Source organism: Bifidobacterium sp. N5G01 (assembly GCF_002742425.1).
GTDB lineage: Bacteria > Actinomycetota > Actinomycetes > Actinomycetales > Bifidobacteriaceae > Bifidobacterium > Bifidobacterium hominis.
In genome coordinates, this window is sequence record NZ_NJNP01000002.1 from 199,501 (window position 1) to 216,675 (window position 17,175).

The following is a 17,175-nucleotide window of genomic DNA, read 5'->3' on the forward strand; positions in this document are numbered from 1 at the left end:
ACCAATTTCTGTTACAGGAATGTAACGAAATATCCATGGACCGCGTCTACGCACGGGGAAAAGCCTGACCGTATCGGGCTTTCAGCTGTTCGATGGAGACATGCGTGTACCGTTGCGTGGTCTTCAGCGAGGAATGTCCCAAGAGCTCCTGCACCTCACGCAAATCCGCTCCCCCGTCAAGCATATGCGTGGCGGCACTGTGCCGCAGAGCATGAGGGCTAATGTCGGGAACGCCGGCATCACGCGCGCATGCGTGCACCACACGACGTACCATCCGCTGATCAATGCGTTTGCCTTGCATTCCAAGAAACAGCGCTGCCGCGGACTGCTCCCCCACCAACAGGGGACGCCCATCATCCAGCCAACGACATATCGCTTTTTGCGCCGGAGCACCAAATGGCATGACTCGTTGTTTGTTGCCTTTGCCGGTCACTTTGACCGTTCGATTGGAAAAGACCACATCCGGCACATCGAGTCCCACCAGTTCAGCCACACGCATGCCCGTCGCATACAGCAGTTCCAGCATTGCGGCGTCACGCAGCTCAATGGCCTGCTGCTTCATGGTCCGCTCCTTCGAATGAGACGTTTCACCCTCCTCATCCACGCGTTCCATCAGTTGTTCGGCCTGTGATTCGCTGAGCACCTCCGGCAACGTATCGGGTATCTTCGGGGTCATGAGCACACAAGCCGGATCCGACATCGTCACGCCATGCTCATGCGTCCACGCGAAAAAACCACGTACCGCCACGGTTTTTCGGGCCATGCTGCTTCTCGCATGGTTTTTCGATGATTCTGCCATCCACATGCGAAGATCTTCGATGGTCACCTCGTTAAGATCCCTGCATCCAAGCCGTTCCAAGGCAAGCAGACATTCTTCGACATCACCTCGGTATGCCTTCCGCGTGTTTTCACTCAATCCACGGTTAGCTTTCAGATATGTATCGAATGCCTCTGCACTCTCATCGAACAGCATGCCGATCAGCCTTTCCCGAGCTCAACAGCAAGCCCGAATCCATGAATTTCTCTCCATTATGTGTCCATTCTCCGATAGAAACCGCAATCCCGACACAACTTGAAAGGAGACCAACTATGCTATCCAGTAGCGTTCGCTTAGCGAATCCGTCGATAATCGTCTATTCGAAGGGGAGATTATGCCGATTCCAAACGAAATTCCAGCAGGCGCGCGCATTGTGGTGCGCACATGCGAAGGTGTTGATCCAAAGGACCAGCGCATGAAATTCCGCGATTATGTCGGTCACGTGCGTTCTTGGGACGGGCAGACACTGGAAATGACGCGCGATGCGGCAGCCAACGGTTCGCGTCCGGAGCAACGTGTCAGCATTCCCGCCGACACCGTCGTCACCATCAAACCGGTTCCGGAACGTTCCATGACCAGGCCGCGCCCATAGCGCGTCATACTGAGGAACGCACCTGTGCCATGGCTTGACGGTAGCCGTTGAATCGCACAATATGCTCTCCCCTGCGTGCCGAATCCAGCAGCATCTTCTGCCAACCGGTCTCAGGGATTGACAGTTCGGCCGTTTCGCAACGTTCTGCGAAATCAGGTTCTTTGGCGAGAGCCTTGTATTCACGGAATGGCTGTCCCTGTACGAAGAAACGCGCCATTTCCTTATCATCGCCCGCAGTAGGCGCGCCCTGCTGCGCGGTCATGCCATGCAACACATTGGCCATAAGCGTCAAGCGATTGGCCATGTTACGCAATAACGCTTCAACGTTGGCCGCGTCCTCTTCCACCATTGCACGGGTACGGTTCGGATCGGTCAGTGCAACACGGGTCATATCTCGCCACGAGCCGGCGGCGAGCGCTGCCGCGATGTTTCGATCGGGATTGGCCACCAGCTCGTTGATCATGGCCGTGGAAATGACGTGTGGCATGTGAGAGATCAGTGCCGCGCAACGATCGTGGGTCGCATCGTCGAGTACGATGAGACGATTCGCGCAATGGTCGACGATCATTGTCGCAACGGCGCGGAAACGCTGGTATTCAGTGTTTCCATCCACGGTAATGGCCCAAAGAGCACCGTCGTAAAGCGTTGGATCCGACGATTCCCAACCGGAAAGTTCATTGCCGGCCATGGGGTGCGCCCCCACATAGCAGTGTTCCAGACCTGCGGCCCTGACCTGCTCCCTGACCATTCCCTTGACGCTGCCTACATCGGTGAGCGTGGTGACACTTGGATCGATCAGCGGTTTGAGTGCACCCAGAATTTGCGGCATGGCTTTAAGCGGATTGCATAGCACAAGCACGTCAGGTTTTGCATCAGTAAGCACAGCCAGCGTGGGCACGCATCGTATGCCGTCCGCCTCCGCGGTTTCATATGGCCGATCGTTATGGTTCCATGCGACGACCTCGCAGCCCGCATTGACGAGCCTGCGCGCCAGAGACCCCCCAATAAGTCCGAGACCCACGATTGCGATACGTTGCTTCACCACATCAGCTCCTTTTTGGCCGTTTCACTGTCCTGCCAATCGTTTAGCAGATGCTGTTCGTCAAGACGTACGCCTCCCTGGGGCAGCATCCATGAGGTGACTGGAGGATTAGGGCGTTCTCTACGCGGATATACGGCCAGAGTTTTGGCCCAGTCACCATGTTCTGCGATTTCGACCAGAGCATCGTGGAAACGTTGCTCCCACGGTGCCGCATCGAACGTCGCAATAAAACTGTAGGTGCCTGTGCGTCCTTTGATTGGCCGTGAGATGAAGCTTGTCATGTTGAGTCCCGCGTCGCGGAATACGTCCAGCAGGTTCGCAAGTACGCCGGGGCCGGTGACGAGCGGGATAAGCGTCAACACGGATTCGTATTCCATACCGGCTTGGGAACGTGGCTGTTCCAACAGTTTCTTTGCTTCTCCGCGCGGGGCGAGCACAAGGAAATCAGTTTGCGCGCCTTGATAATCCTGCACGGCGGTGCCGATGCGTGTGACGTTGTAGAGTTCACCGCAGACACTTGGCCCAAAGGCTATTTCGTTCGCTTTAATGTCTCGACATGCGGCGGCGTTGGATGGTGCTGGAACCGGCTGCAAACGGTGTTCCGCGATAAAACGTTTGCATTGCGCGAGTCCGTGCGAATGCGCGGTGGCCACGGTGGCATTTTTCGGATCGGATCCCGAACGCACGTACGCGTCAAAAGTAACATCGACGCCCACACGCGCGAATCCGGCCAGGTCTTTGGCGTCGATCAGCGCGTCCAAGTTCGGTACCACGAAGCCTTCGACATTGTTTTCCCATGCCACGACGCCCCAGCCCTCACCCTGCTGCACGGCTTCGAGAATCTGCGGTACATCGTCCAAAGCCATCAATTCGAACCCTTCAGGTTCGAGATGGGCCAGCTCCTGCGATGCATTGACCGCAGCCTGATGGGTGAAGGTGCCTTGCGGCCCCAGATAGAACAGCTTTCGTGCGCTCATTCAACCCCATTTCTTGTCTTGATGTTTCCATGCACCTTATCTCATTGACATGGAATCAGCCGCCAATCATTTCACTGGTTGGGCGATGCCAGACGTTTCGGGCCCTCTCGTTTGGGTGTCGGCAACAAACGCATCATCATGCGTCTTCTTGCGCGGAGGCGTGACGAACCAACATTTCGGTAATACCAGCATCACGATCGGAATGAGCACGACTCCGTATAGCCAAAAATATCCCGCTTGTGCACTGAAGAACGGCATGGGATCGTCTCCGCCGAATCCAACGGGAATCATGGCATCTCCGCCAGGACCATACCCAGCCATCACTGTCCAGACCACCAGAGAAGAGCTAATCAGATGCAACGCGAGGCCTGAAACGCCGTCACGCGATCGAGCGGACCATGTTGAGATGATCACCATGAGATAGGCGATCAGCAATCCGTAGGGAACGTTCATGGATGCCCCCATACGGTGAGACATGGTTCCTACCATGCCAACTACGATTCCAGAAGCAAGATCGATCAGGAATCGTCCCCATATCGGCAGGCGGTACGACCATGGCATCAATCGCGCATCAGCCACCATCCGTTGATTGGATTCATCCGTATCATGCGATTGCTTCATCTGTTGCGTCATATCTCCACTATCTCTCGCTAACCTGAAAAGAAAAAGAGACACGTGAGAACACGTATCTCTTTTCGTAAAAGCAACGCGAAAATCACTTGTTATTTTGAGCGTTGTCCTGCTGAGCCGTCAAACGGAAAGCCCAGCGGGCTCACCGTAGGCGAAGTGAGCAAGCACACTACCGTGCTTGCGAAGCCGACAGAACAACGCGAAAATCACTTGTTATTTTGAGCGTTATTCTGTCGGCGCTGCTTTGCGCGCCACTTATACCAGTCCTCACGGCTGAGAATGATCTTGCGCACGCGGATGGATTCCGGGGTGACTTCCACGCACTCGTCCTCGTTGGCGAAGTCCAAAGACTCCTCGAGGCTCATCTTGATCGGCGGAGTCAGAGTTTCAAGCACATCCGCGGTAGAGGAACGCATATTGGTCATATGCTTGGCCAATGTGATGTTCACATCAAGCTCGTCCGGCTTATTGTTCACGCCGACGACCTGACCCTCGTACACCGGAGACTGCGGCTCAACAAAGAAGTTGCCGCGCGCCTGCAGACGCTGCATGGCGTACGGGGTGGCGATACCCTTACGATCGCAGACCATGGAGCCGTTCTGGCGCGTCACAATCTGACCGGCCCACGGAGCGTAGCCGGCGGAGATGGAGGATGCGATGCCGGTGCCGCGGGTGGCGGACAGCAGCGCGGTACGGAAGCCAATCAGGCCACGGGACGGCACGGTGAACTGCAGACGGACCCAACCGGTGCCGTGGTTGGTCATGTTCTCCATACGGCCCTTACGGTCGGCAAGCAGCTGAGTGACGGTGCCCATGTACTCTTCCGGAACGTCGATGGTGGTGTTTTCCATCGGCTCGTTGATCACGCCGTCGATGGTCTTGGTGACCACCTGCGGACGGCCGACGGTCAACTCATAGCCTTCGCGACGCATCTGCTCGGCAAGCACGGCCAGCGCAAGTTCACCACGACCCTGAACCTCCCAAGCATCCGGACGCTCGGTCGGCAGCACCTTGATGGACACGTTGCCGATGAGCTCGCGGTCGAGGCGATCCTTGATCATGCGGGCGGTAAGCTTGTGGTCTTTGCCTTCAGTGCCTGCAAGCGGGGAATCGTTGATACCGAAGGTCATGGAGATGGCCGGGTCATCAACGTGAATCAGCGGCAGCGGACGCGGATCAGACGGGTCGACGATGGTCTCGCCGATCATGATGTCGTTCACACCTGCGACTGCGACGATGTCGCCAGGGCCTGCGGAATCGACCGGAGTACGCTCAAGGCCCTGCGTACGCAACAGTTCGGAAACACGGAAGTTTTCAATGGAACCGTCCACACGGGACAGTCCGTAGGTCTTACCCTTCTCAAGGGTGCCATTGTAGATGCGCACCAAGCCGAGTCGTCCAAGGAAGTCGGAGGAATCGATGTTGGCGACGTGTGCCTGAAGAGGAGCGCCTTCCTCATATTCCGGAGCCGGAATGTTCTTGATGATGGCCTCGAACAACGGTTCGAGATCTTCATTGTCTGGCAGACCGCCATTTTCCGGCTGGTTTTCGGAAGCATAGCCAGCCTTTGCCGCACAGTAAATGACCGGAAGGTCGAACAGTGCGTCTTCATCGAGGTCGATGCCTTCCTCGATAACATCCTGGGCCAAGCCGAGCAACAGGTCGGAGGATTCACCCACGACTTCTTCAATACGGGCGTCCGGACGATCGGTCTTATTCACGCACAGGATAACCGGCAGTTTGGCTTCCAGAGCCTTGCGCAGCACGAAGCGGGTCTGCGGCAGCGGGCCTTCGGAAGCGTCGACAAGGAGCACAACGCCGTCCACCATGGAGATACCGCGCTCGACCTCACCACCGAAATCGGCGTGGCCAGGGGTGTCGATGATGTTCAGGGTGATGCCTTCCGGATGCCCGTACTTGGCTGCCAGCGGACCGGTGTACTGCACAGCGGTGTTCTTGGCGAGAATGGTAATGCCCTTCTCACGCTCCAGATCATTGGAATCCATCACACGATCCGGAACTTCCTCACGCTCGTTGAACACGTGGGACTGTGCCAGCATGGCATTTACCAGCGTGGTCTTGCCATGATCGACGTGTGCCACAATCGCTACATTTCGAATATCGCCGCGAACCGCCATCGAAACCTCTCTTAGTATTACTGTTCTTGTTGCGTAATGTTCGGTACGTGATTGATTATCTGCACTTACACATAAACCGAGCCAATACTAGCGAGGTAATGCGACAGCGTCCGTGTGGGTGAGTAAACGGCAGGATTCCTCAATGGCCGCAGCAACGCGGTTGATCTGTTCGGACGTAAGCGGCGTGCGGAAGGTCATACGCAACGCCGATTTCGCAACCGGCGCGGTGAATCCCATGGCCAACAGCGTTGCGGGCGCCTCATGGCGGCCAAGCGCGCACGCCGAACCGGATGAGCAGGCGATGCCACGCGCATCCAGATCGACCAGCAGAGCCTCGCCCGACAGGCCGGGGAACACGAACGACGCGTGACCGGGAAGCCTGCGTTTCGGGTCACCGGTCACCTGCGCCCTCGGTTCGACGCGCAGCACGGCATCCATCAGCCTGTCGCGCGATTCGGTCAACGCCTGATATTGCCCGGCCATGCGCGTGTTCGATTCATGCAACGCGATGGCGAGCGCCACGGCACCGGCCACGTTTTGCGTGCCGGATCGCAATCCCCGCTCCTGCCCGCCGCCGGACAGCACCGGTTCGGCCGGCGTGCGACCGCGCAGCAGCAAGGCGCCGAGCCCTTTCGGGGTGCCGAACTTATGCCCGGATACGCTCAGCGCGTCCACATCCCAGTCGCGCATACGAATCGGGATCTGTCCGGCCGCCTGCACTGCGTCGACATGTATGGGTACGCCGTGGGCGTGCGCGATGTGCGCGATCTCATCGACGGGTTCGATGGTGCCGACCTCGTTGTTGGCGAGCATGACGGACACCAGCAGCGTACGGTTGGTCAGGGCGAGCGTACTTCCACTCCCCTGCCCGGCCATTTCGTGTTCGCCGTTGTCGATGCCGGTCATATCGCCTTGCGCGAGTTCACGCTCCAACGCCGCCATATCGATATGGGCCTGTTCGTCGACGGGGATGCGTACGACTTCCACGCCGAACCAGCGTTCCATCCAAGCTGCCGACTGCAGTACGGCAGGATGTTCAATCGCGGAGACGATGATACGCGGTTTCACCGATTCGCCGTACTTGTCGCGCAACATGCGCATCCGGGCCATGCCGATGCCTTTGACGGCGAGATTGTCGGATTCAGTGCCACCCGAAGTGAAGATCACATCATCCGGACGTGCCCCCAAATCGGCGACCAGCGAGGCGCGGGCCGCGTCGAGCGCACGCGCCGCGGTTTTGCCCGGCTGATGCACGCTCAGCGGATTCGCGTATGCCTCGGTGAGGAACGGCATCATCGCTTCAATTACATCGCGTGACACCGGTTCGGTGGACGCCGCGTCCAAATACAGTTCGTCCCCTGCTCCGTTCCTGCTCATCGCACCCAATCCAATCCCAAGTCGATGCTGCGCACGCTGTGCGTCAACGCGCCCACGGAGATCACGTCCACGCCCGTGGACGCCACTTCGGGTACGCGTTCCACCGTCATGGTGCCGCTGGTTTCCACAATCGCACGGCCATCGATCATATCCACGCCGGCGCGCGTATCCTCCAGCGTGAAATTGTCGAGCATGATGGTGTCTGCGCCGCCGTCGAGCGCCGCCGGAATCTGTTCGAGCCGGTCGACTTCCACCTCGATATGCGTGGTATGCCCCACCTGTTCGCGGATATGCCTGATCGCGCCGGCCATGTCGATGCCTTGTTCGGCAAGCGCGGCCAAGTGGTTGTCCTTGACCATCACCGCGTCGGACAGCCCGTACCTGTGGTTGTGCCCACCGCCGCAGACGACCGCGTATTTCTCGAACGGACGCAGTCCGGGCGTGGTTTTGCGCGTGTCGACGATGCGCGTGGCGGCGTAGGTGCGCGGGACGCGATACCCGGGCAGGGTTCTCGCCTGATCGGCCGCGGCCACGAACGTGTCGGTCATGGTGGCGATGCCGCACATGCGCTGGGTGAAGTTCAATGCCACGCGTTCCGCGGTGAGCAGGTCACGCACCGGGCCGCTCACGGTGGCGAGCATCCGCCCCGGTTCGAAACGCTCACCATCGGCGATTGCCGGCGTGACCACGATTTCGGGATTCTGCATCTTGAATGCCGCGGCAAACACGTCGACGCCGCTCATCACGCCACGCTCGCGGGCGACGAGACGCACCTCTCCCCATGCCTGCAGCGGAATCGTAGTGGCGCAAGTGATGTCGCCGTTGGGCGCATCCTCTTCAAGGGCGGCCTCCACGGCCTTGCGGATGACCTGACGGGTCAGCATGACGTTCCTTTCAGACGGTAGGCGATGGAATGCGCGATGGTCGGATTGACCGTCGCATAGTCGGTGCGGGTGTGCGCGCCACGCGATTCGCAACGGTTCAGCGCGGCGACGGCCTCGACGTATCCGACGGTGAGCAGATTACGGTTCTCCAGCACGGCGATGCAATCGGCATACGAACCAGCACCTGACATGCCGGGTACCGCGGCGTTCGCTCCGGCGAGCGCGTCGGCAAGATCCGTCACCGCAGCGGCAAGCCCGTCATGGTCGCGCAGCACACCGACATGCTTCCACATCTCGTCCTCGATGTGCTTGCGGCCCCATACGCCCGTGTTCGCGTTGCCATCATCATGGCTGGGCATGTCCAGCACCATCGGCTCTTGGGCGACCGGCAGGCTTGCAATCGCACTGTTGTTAAGAGTTTGCGGCTGCCATACGGCATCGTCCGTATCACGCACCGCGGCGAGTCCCGCGCGGTATCCGTAAACGAGTCCTTCAAGCAGTGAGTTGGAGGCGAGACGGTTCGCACCTTGCACGCCGGTTCGCGCACATTCGCCCGCGGCATACAGGCCGGGGATGCTGGACCGTCCGAACAGGTCGGTGCGGATGCCGCCCATCCAGTAATGCGCGGCTGGGGCGACCGGAATCGGCTCCTTGCTCCAGTCGAAGCCGAGGGAGCGCGTGTATGCGTCGATGGTCGGGAACCGGTGACGTAGGAACGCCGCCAAATCAGGGTTCTCTTTGGCCATGGGTGAAACGTCAAGCATGACCGGCTTGCCGCCCTGCGCCTGCATGGTGCGGAAGTTGGCACGTGCCACCACGTCGCGCGGTGCGAGTTCGGCCTTGTGGTCCACGTCGGTCATGAACCGGTGCCCATGCTCGTCGAGCAGTATCGCGCCTTCTCCTCGGACGGCTTCGGAGACGAGGAAGTGTTCGCCAATAGCCATGGCCGTGGGGTGGAACTGATAGAACTCAAGATCGGCGACCTGCGCTCCGGCACGCAGTGCGGCGGCCAGTCCATCGCCGGTGGCCACGGCGGGATTGGTGGTGTACGGGTAGAGTCGGCCCGCACCGCCCGTGGCGAGGATCACGCGCGTCGCGTCGATTGTGCGGGATTCGGCTTCGCCGTCCACGCCCCGCACGATGAGCCGCACGCCGGAGACATGCCCGTCGCGCACAATCAGATCGTTCAGGAACGCGTGCTCAAGCACGTGGATGCGCCGATTCTCACGAACCATGGCGCTCACATCGAGTTCGAGCACCTTGCCGGTGGCGTCCCCTCCGGCGTGCACCACGCGGGAACGGCAGTGCGCGGCTTCGAGCCCGCGCAGCACCGAACCGTCCTCGCCGCGATCCACATGCCATCCGGCGGCGATGAGTTCGCGCACGCGGCGCGCCCCCTCATCGGTGAGCACGTCCACTGCGGTGCGGTCGCATAGGCCATGCCCTGCGGCCATGGTGTCCCCGGCATGCAGCTGCGGGTTGTCGTCGCTGAAGATGGCACATGCCACGCCACCTTGGGCATGGTAGGTGTTGGACTCCACGAATTCATCCTTGCAGACGAGCAGCACGTCATCCGAGGAGTTGTTCCCGGCGATGTTCGCGTTCCCGTATGTGGTGAGGCCTTCCGCGCCTACGCGCTTGTCCCCCGCGGCCGCGAGCGCCGCGGACAGTCCGGCGATGCCGGCGCCGATCACGACGATCACGGGTGCACCTCCAGCATGCGCTGCAGGGCGATTTTGGCGTCGCGGGCTGTGGCGTCGTCCACGGTGATGCGGTTGACGATATTGCCTTGTTCGATGTTTTCCAACGCCCAGGCGAGGTATGCCGGGTGGATGCGGTACATGGTGGAGCACGGGCAGACCACGGGGTCGAGGCAGAACACGGTCTTGTCGGGGTATTGCGCGGCGAGACGGTTCACGAGGTTGATTTCAGTGCCGACAGCCACGGCGGATCCGGACGGGGCGTTGGCGATTTCCTTGACGATGTAGGCGGTGGAACCGGTGCCGTCCGCCGCATCGACCACGTCCATCGCACATTCGGGGTGCACGATGACCTTCACGCCGGGGTATGCCTTGCGGGCCCGTTCGATTTGTTCGACGGTGAAACGCTGATGCACGGAGCAGAACCCCTTCCATAGGATCATCTTGGCATTGGCGTACACGGACGGGTCTTCGGCGCCGCCGGCGGGCTTGAACGGATCCCATAGTGGCATTTCTTCCAGCGGGATGCCCATGGCGCGGGCGGTGTTGCGGCCCAAATGCTGATCGGGGAAGAACAGGACGCGCTTGCCGCGGGCGAATGCCCATTCGAGTACGGCGTGCGCGTTGGATGAGGTGCATACGATGCCGCCGTTGCGTCCGCAGAACGCCTTCAGCGCGGCGGACGAGTTCATGTAGGTAACGGGCACGATCTGCTGGCGACCATCTGAACCGGGCTGGGTGCCGCAGATTTCGCCGAGCTGCTGCCAGCATTCCTCGACCTGGTCGATGTTGGCCATGTCGGCCATGGAGCAGCCGGCGGAGAGATTCGGCAGGGTCACGGTCTGTTCGGGCGTGGAGAGAATGTCGGAGGTTTCGGCCATGAAATGCACGCCGCAGAAGACGATATGGTCGGCGTCGGGACGTTCGGTGGCGTTCTTGGCGAGTTGGAAGGAGTCGCCCACGAAGTCGGCATGGCAGATGATTTCATCGCGCTGGTAGAAGTGGCCGAGGATCAGCAGTTTCTTGCCAAGGCGGGATTTGGCTGCGCGGATGCGTTCCTGCAGTTCCTCGTCGGAGGCGTTACGGTATTCCTCCGGGAGCACCTGCTGTCTGGGGGCGTTGCTCGGCAGCGGGTCGAACATGGATGCGCCGGGTCCGTAGCTCGGCTTGGTGGTGTCGAAATGCCATGGATCCTGGGTGAGTCCGGCGTCGCAGGTGCTTTGTGCGCCGAGCTTGGCGATGATTTCGTCGACGGACGGCGAGGAGAGTGTTGCAGTCATGCTGCGTTCCTTTCATATGGTGTGTTCACGATGATGCCGACATGGCGCTGTGATGTGCCGATGCCGAAAGATTTCCGATGTGGCTCGCCGTGCCCTGTCACGACGGCATGAGCGCGGATAGCGCGTCGTCGGCAAGGGTTTCCGGTTTGCCGTGTTCCACCGTTGTGGGAAACGTGAATTCGGCGCGTGGCTCGCCGTCATGCCGGTACCGGTATATGGCCGCTGGGCGGCTGCGCCCCACGTGGAGTTTCCTGCCAGTATCTTCCAAATGTCCGGATGCGAGCATTTTTCTGCGGAAGTTCGCCAGGTCGATCGGCTGGCCGGTGACAGCCTCGTATACGTCGTGCAGCTGGCTGAGGGTAAATTCCTCGCCGACGAGTTTGGTGGCGATGTCGGGGTATTCGAATTTGCTGCGCGAGCGCCACAGGGCGTAGTCGATGATGCGTCGATGGTCGAAGGCGAGATCCGGCAGATCGTCGACCGGGAACCATTTGACGTTGTCCTTTTCGGCGAAATCCTTGGTTTCGGCTTCGCCGACGAGCGCCCAATACACGATGGAGACCATGGGAAGCCCACCGCTCGACCGTGAGGGGTCGCCGAACGTGTACAGCTGTTCGAGATATTTCGGATGCAGTTCGGTGGTGGATTCCAGAGCCTTGAACGCCGATTCCTCCAGGGAATGTCCTACACGCAGGTCACCGCCCGGTAACGCCCAGGAACCCATGAAGGGTTGTCTGACGCGGCGGACCAGCGGCAGCCATAGACGGCTGCTTCCGTTGGCCGCGCTGTCGCCATGCGGGCCGAGCGCGAGAATCACCACGGAGATGCCGATGCTCGGTTGCGCCAAACGCCTTTCCGAGACATTTCCGATGCCCATGGCCGTTCCTTTCACGGCAGGGTATTTCCCTGCTATGAGACATAGCGTAACACCATTTATAGTCAAGCCGACCATAAATGGTGTCATCATGGAATCATCGACTTCCCGCAGCCGGCCCACCGGGCATCAACACCTCTTGGCATACCCGAACAACTGGCTTTGCAGAACGAACGCACCCGCCATCACGGCAGCCGTCGCCATTGCCTGTTTACGCCGTTCCGAGGCATTTCCCATGATCCTTGCGACTTCACTCCTTCAAATTCCCGTCAATACGAATTGTTTCGAAATCACAACGTATCACTTATAGTCAATGTGACTATAAGTTGGGTGTTCCACCAATCAATCATCACAATTCAGCACACATCCAGCCAACGAAAAAGGCCCCGCAAGGGAGCCTTGAACATCTATGCGATAACGCCTTGGAAAATCAGCTCCCGGGCAACCTCACGGTATTCCTTCGCCGTCTTGTGATTCGGCGCATAGATGGTAATCGGCGCAGCAGCGACCGTTGAATCCGGCAACTTGATGGATCGCGAGATCACCGAGTGGAAGACCTTGCCTTGAAACGCCTCATAAATGCGCTGCAACACCTCATCGCAATGCAGAGTATGCGTGAACATGGTGACGAGCACTCCATACACTTCCAGACTCGGATTGATACGGGACTGCACCTTTTCTATGGATTGCATCAGCAAAGCCACGCCACGCAACGCAAAGAACTCGGCAGCCACAGGGATGATCACGCCATCCGCCGCGGTCAGCGCATTCACCGTGAGCAAGCCCAACGAAGGCTGGCAATCAATGATGATCACGTCATATTCATCCTTGACCTGTCGCAGCACGCCAGCCAGCACCTGTTCACGTCCAACTTCGGTGACCAGCTGCACCTCGGCGGCCGATAGATCGATATTGGCCGGCATGATGTCGAGGTTCTCGAAATCGGTATGTTGAATCACGGTATGTACATCCATGCGCGGATTGAACAGTGCCGTGTACACCGTATCTTCCACGGCATTGGCGTTGATGCCCAGTCCCACCGTGGAAGCACCCTGCGGGTCGAAATCGACGATAAGCACACGACGACCGTACTGGCTCAACGCACCGGCGATATTGATGGAACTGGTGGTCTTGCCAACGCCACCTTTCTGGTTGCACATGGCGATGACCCTCGCCGGACCGTGCGTCTGCAGCGGTTCCGGAGCGGGAAACGTCTCATAATCTCGTCCAAGCAAATCCGTAGGCATACCGTTTACCTTACCAACATCCTTGTGTCAACTTTCACTGTAATCCATGCTAGTCCATTGCCGCCGTTCAAAACGGCAGCAACACCATCATCTGGCGCGGGGGTGAGACGTCAGATACGTTTCAATCAGGTTTTCGGGACTGACGTGCGTGTATATCTGTGTGGTGGTGACGCTTGCATGTCCAAGCAGCTCCTGCACGGTACGTACATCAGCGCCGCCTTGAATAAGATGCGTGGCGAAAGAATGACGCAACGTATGAGGATGCAACGGCTTGTCGATGTGCGCGCGTTCCCCCGCAACCCTTATGATCTCCCAAACCGACTGTCTCGACAATCTTCTTCCGCGCTTGTTGAGAAACAGGGCGCGACGCTCTTGAGGACCTTTCGACTTCGACTCCAGTATTGGGCGTCCCGAACGCACATACCGGCTGATCGCCTCGCATGCGTAGCTGCCGACAGGAACCAAACGTTGTTTTGAACCTTTGCCCATCAGTTTGGCGATTCTGGCTTCCGTATCGACGTCATCAAGATTCGCCCCGCATGCCTCCGACACTCGCGCGCCGGTCGCATACATGAATTCAAGCAGCGCCTTGTCTCGAAGCATCACAGGATCATCCGGGACCTCCAACGAAGCGTCGCCAGGAGCTCTGTTCTGGGAAACGGGAATCGCTTCCAATAATCTGGCGACCTCATCAATAGCCAGCACATCAGGAAGGGTGTTTGCACCTTTGGGAGCCTTCACCTGCGCGGATACATCGTCGGCGACGCTATGTTCGTTCACTGCGAAACGATGAAACGCGTGGATGCTGGCCAACCGGCGGGCCTTGCTTCGGGCAGATTCCCCGGATTCGTCAAGAAAAGCGACGTAGTTCTCCACATCCTGCGTCGTCACGGACGTAATGTCATTAATACCATGATCGGCAAGCCACTGCCGATATTTTTTCAGATCGGCGCCATATGCCGATACCGTTGCTTTTGACAATCCTCTTTCAACATCGATGTGTGCAAGAAACTGTCTGATCATCCGCTCGAAATCGTTCATCACCCTCCTTCCGCCGAAGGTTGCCCGTTTGCATCGTATACCGCCGTTGCCATGGCTATGAGATGGATGGTTTCCGATGCGCAATGCAAGAACCCCCGCCCATTGCTGGAGCGAGGGTTCCCATCAGTCACGCTGAATCAGCGAAGAAGCTCAGGCTTCCTTCGGAGCGTTCACATCAGCCGGAAGAGCAGCCTTGGCCTGCTCAACGATGGCCTTGAAGGTCTCCGGATCGGAGATGGCCAGCTCGGCGAGAGCGCGACGATCCAGCTCAATGCCAGCGAGGTGCAGGCCCTGGATGAAACGGTTGTAAGTGATGCCCTCTGCGCGGACAGCAGCGTTGATGCGCTGGATCCACAGCTTGCGGAAGTCACCCTTGCGAGCCTTGCGGTCGCGGAAGTTGTAGGTAAAGGAGTGAAGCAGCTGCTCCTTGGCCTTACGGTACAGACGGGAGCGCTGGCCACGGTAGCCGGAAGCCCTCTCGAGAACGACGCGACGCTTCTTGTGGGCGTTTACTGCGCGCTTGACACGTGCCATATTTAATTCCTCAGCTTTCTATTAAGTCTTCTTATTGGCTCTCGCTATGCTCAGCGACCGAGCAGCTTCTTCATGTTCTTGCTCTGGGAAGTAGCCAGAACGCCGTCGGCCTTCAGTGCGCGACGCTTACGAGCGGACTTGTGCTCGAGGTTGTGGCGCATTGCGGAGCCAGCGTGCATCAGCTTGCCGGAACCGGTCACGCGGACGCGCTTGGAAGCGGCGGAATTAGTTTTCATCTTCGGCATTGCTGCCCTCCTTGTTTGTTACTTCGTTTCGGAAGTCTTCGGTTTGTCGGACGTCACTGCGGCCTTAGCTTCGGCTGCTGCCTGAGCCTGGGCTTCCTGCTTGGCCGCCAAGCGTGCGGCCTGACGAGCCTGACGTTCGGCACGGGACTGATCACCACGACGACGCTGCTCGGACTGGGTGTGGACCTTCTTGCCCTTCGGTGCGAGCGTCATGATGATGTTGCGGCCCTCCTGCTTCGGAGCGAATTCGACAGTGCCGTATTCCTCCACTTCGCTAGCAAGACGCTGCAGCAGCTCGACGCCACCAATTGGACGGGACTGCTCGCGACCGCGCAGCATGATGGTGACCTTGACCTTGTCTCCGCCATTCAGGAAGCGCACAACATGGCCCTTCTTGACTTCGAAGTCGTGGTCGTCGATCTTCAGACGGAAGCGAATTTCCTTGATTTCCGCAGTGCTCTGGTTACGACGTGCCTCGCGAGCCTTGATCTTCTCGTTGTACTTGTACTTGCCGTAATCGATGAGCTTGGCAACCGGAGGCTTCGCGTTGGGCGCCACCTCGACGAGATCGAGGTTCGCTTCCTTTGCCAGGTTCAGTGCGACGGAAGTCGCGATGACTCCCACCTGTTCGCCGTTCGGGCCGATCAGACGCACCTGGGAGACGCGAATCTCGTCGTTAATGCGTGGTTCGTCGCTGATGATGACTCCAATCCTCATGTTCCATTCAACGGAATGCTCCCAGATTGGCAGTTCTTCAACGTCTCAAAAGTTCATGGCACGCCAGACGCACCCATAAGGGCACGCTGAAGAACGTTCCGATACGATCTTCACTTCACTGTTTCAACACAGTGGCAAGGCATTAAGCCTGAACCCGAGGCCCTGAAAGGCTTCCAGGTGGGTATATCCCGCTTTCTTGATTTCTCAAGCCTTGTAGATAATACCACACACCACGACCACCGCGTGTCGTATTTACAAGCCCAGCTAAAACGCACCTTACAGCTACGCCGATCCGCATACTACACTGACCTTGTATGACAAATAATTCCAATACTTGCGTGATTTTCGCGGCAGGTGAATATTACGGAGAAACACCAATAGTTCCGGCGAACTCGTTCGTCATCGCCGCGGACGGCGGGCTCGATCATGCCCGCGCCCTTGACGTAACGCCCGACGTGGTAGTAGGTGATTTCGATTCGATCACGGGCAAACGCCCCACACCAGACGAGCGCACCGTCGAGCTGCCACCGGAAAAAGACGATCCGGATCTGCTATCCGCCCTCAAAATCGGATGGTTTCACGGTGCAAGGCTTTTCCATATCTATGGTGCACTCGGAGGACGAATCGACCATACGATATCCAACATCCAATTGATGGCATTGCTCGCCAATCATGGCGCCATCGGTTTTCTGCATGGCAATGATTCCATTGTGACGGCGATATGCGATGGAGATCTCGACTTCGCAGCAAACGATGTCAAACCGGGTCGCATGATCTCCGTCTTCTCGCATTCCGACACTTCCGTCGGCGTTTGCGAAAAAGGATTGAAATACAAGTTAAGCGACGTACTCATGACCAGCACCAAGGTCAACGGAGTCAGTAACGAGTTCCGGCATGGCCTGCCCGCGCATGTCGGAGTTACCCAGGGCACGCTCATCGTGACATTCCCAGCCGAGGCTCCTCTGCCGCAGGTCTCCTGGCATCATGCGTTCAAGGGCGATCTCGGCCCATTGGACACCCAAATCTCGTCTGCGCTTGTCGAATGCGGCCTGAAACCACATGCAGCGTGAGCGCTCACAG

At 58.6% G+C, this 17,175-nt stretch carries 17 protein-coding genes; 2 read left to right on the forward strand and 15 right to left on the reverse strand.

The features are described from left to right. Positions 1 to 46 precede the first annotated feature (46 nt). The gene (locus CE168_RS04485) at positions 47 to 973 is read right to left on the reverse strand and encodes a tyrosine recombinase XerC (RefSeq protein ID WP_099571296.1); all 927 of its coding nucleotides are present in this window, start codon (positions 971 to 973) and stop codon (positions 47 to 49) included. Between the two features lie 178 nt (positions 974 to 1,151). Between CE168_RS04485 and CE168_RS04490 the strand changes: the two genes are divergently transcribed. Continuing rightward, positions 1,152 to 1,409 carry a DUF6725 family protein gene (locus tag CE168_RS04490; protein ID WP_099571297.1) on the forward strand — a complete coding sequence of 86 codons (258 nt, stop codon included), beginning with the start codon at positions 1,152 to 1,154 and terminating at the stop codon, positions 1,407 to 1,409. A 4-nt stretch (positions 1,410 to 1,413) separates the two neighbouring features. On the opposite strand, the gene CE168_RS04495 is transcribed toward CE168_RS04490, so the two are convergent. From CE168_RS04495 to infC, 14 genes are all read right to left on the reverse strand, one after another. Beyond that, complete coding sequence (locus CE168_RS04495; protein ID WP_180753719.1) at positions 1,414 to 2,451, reverse strand: prephenate dehydrogenase; 1,038 nt, start codon at positions 2,449 to 2,451, stop codon at positions 1,414 to 1,416. Beyond that, positions 2,448 to 3,428, reverse strand: coding sequence for a prephenate dehydratase domain-containing protein (locus CE168_RS04500; RefSeq protein WP_099571299.1), 981 nt, complete (start codon positions 3,426 to 3,428; stop codon positions 2,448 to 2,450). The genes CE168_RS04495 and CE168_RS04500 overlap by 4 nt, the downstream gene beginning before the upstream one ends. 66 nt (positions 3,429 to 3,494) lie before the next feature. Then, the gene (locus tag CE168_RS04505) at positions 3,495 to 4,061 is read right to left on the reverse strand and encodes a hypothetical protein (RefSeq protein WP_099571300.1); all 567 of its coding nucleotides are present in this window, start codon (positions 4,059 to 4,061) and stop codon (positions 3,495 to 3,497) included. A 203-nt stretch (positions 4,062 to 4,264) separates the two neighbouring features. Then, on the reverse strand, positions 4,265 to 6,196 hold the full coding sequence (gene typA, locus CE168_RS04510; RefSeq protein ID WP_099571301.1) for a translational GTPase TypA: 1,932 nt from the start codon (positions 6,194 to 6,196) through the stop codon (positions 4,265 to 4,267). Positions 6,197 to 6,283: 87 nt separating this feature from the next. Next, positions 6,284 to 7,573 (reverse strand): cysteine desulfurase family protein, encoded by a 1,290-nt coding sequence (locus CE168_RS04515; protein ID WP_099571302.1) that lies wholly within the window; start codon positions 7,571 to 7,573, stop codon positions 6,284 to 6,286. Further along, on the reverse strand, positions 7,570 to 8,457 hold the full coding sequence (nadC, locus tag CE168_RS04520) for a carboxylating nicotinate-nucleotide diphosphorylase (protein WP_099571303.1): 888 nt from the start codon (positions 8,455 to 8,457) through the stop codon (positions 7,570 to 7,572). Before nadC ends, CE168_RS04515 begins: the two co-directional genes overlap by 4 nt. Beyond that, positions 8,451 to 10,052 (reverse strand): L-aspartate oxidase, encoded by a 1,602-nt coding sequence (locus tag CE168_RS04525; RefSeq protein ID WP_427348916.1) that lies wholly within the window; start codon positions 10,050 to 10,052, stop codon positions 8,451 to 8,453. The genes nadC and CE168_RS04525 overlap by 7 nt, the downstream gene beginning before the upstream one ends. A 104-nt stretch (positions 10,053 to 10,156) precedes the next feature. Then, the gene (gene nadA, locus CE168_RS04530) at positions 10,157 to 11,437 is read right to left on the reverse strand and encodes a quinolinate synthase NadA (RefSeq protein ID WP_099571305.1); all 1,281 of its coding nucleotides are present in this window, start codon (positions 11,435 to 11,437) and stop codon (positions 10,157 to 10,159) included. A gap of 97 nt (positions 11,438 to 11,534) precedes the next feature. Further along, positions 11,535 to 12,314 (reverse strand): NUDIX hydrolase, encoded by a 780-nt coding sequence (locus tag CE168_RS04535; RefSeq protein ID WP_099571306.1) that lies wholly within the window; start codon positions 12,312 to 12,314, stop codon positions 11,535 to 11,537. 404 nt (positions 12,315 to 12,718) lie between these two features. After that, complete coding sequence (locus CE168_RS04540) at positions 12,719 to 13,558, reverse strand: ParA family protein (RefSeq protein ID WP_099571307.1); 840 nt, start codon at positions 13,556 to 13,558, stop codon at positions 12,719 to 12,721. Positions 13,559 to 13,645: 87 nt separating this feature from the next. After that, positions 13,646 to 14,599 carry a site-specific tyrosine recombinase XerD gene (gene xerD, locus CE168_RS04545; RefSeq protein WP_099571308.1) on the reverse strand — a complete coding sequence of 318 codons (954 nt, stop codon included), beginning with the start codon at positions 14,597 to 14,599 and terminating at the stop codon, positions 13,646 to 13,648. A gap of 150 nt (positions 14,600 to 14,749) precedes the next feature. Beyond that, complete coding sequence (rplT, locus tag CE168_RS04550; protein ID WP_003834366.1) at positions 14,750 to 15,133, reverse strand: 50S ribosomal protein L20; 384 nt, start codon at positions 15,131 to 15,133, stop codon at positions 14,750 to 14,752. A gap of 50 nt (positions 15,134 to 15,183) precedes the next feature. After that, a complete protein-coding gene (gene rpmI / locus CE168_RS04555; protein ID WP_003834365.1) occupies positions 15,184 to 15,378 on the reverse strand; it encodes a 50S ribosomal protein L35 in 195 nt (64 codons plus the stop codon). 18 nt (positions 15,379 to 15,396) lie between these two features. Further along, positions 15,397 to 16,095: a translation initiation factor IF-3 gene (infC, locus tag CE168_RS04560; protein ID WP_004220560.1), complete on the reverse strand. Its 699-nt coding sequence runs from the start codon at positions 16,093 to 16,095 to the stop codon at positions 15,397 to 15,399. Between the two features lie 314 nt (positions 16,096 to 16,409). Between infC and CE168_RS04565 the strand changes: the two genes are divergently transcribed. Further along, entirely contained in the window at positions 16,410 to 17,165 is a 756-nt protein-coding gene (locus CE168_RS04565; protein ID WP_099571309.1) for a thiamine diphosphokinase, read from the forward strand. Positions 17,166 to 17,175 lie beyond the last annotated feature (10 nt).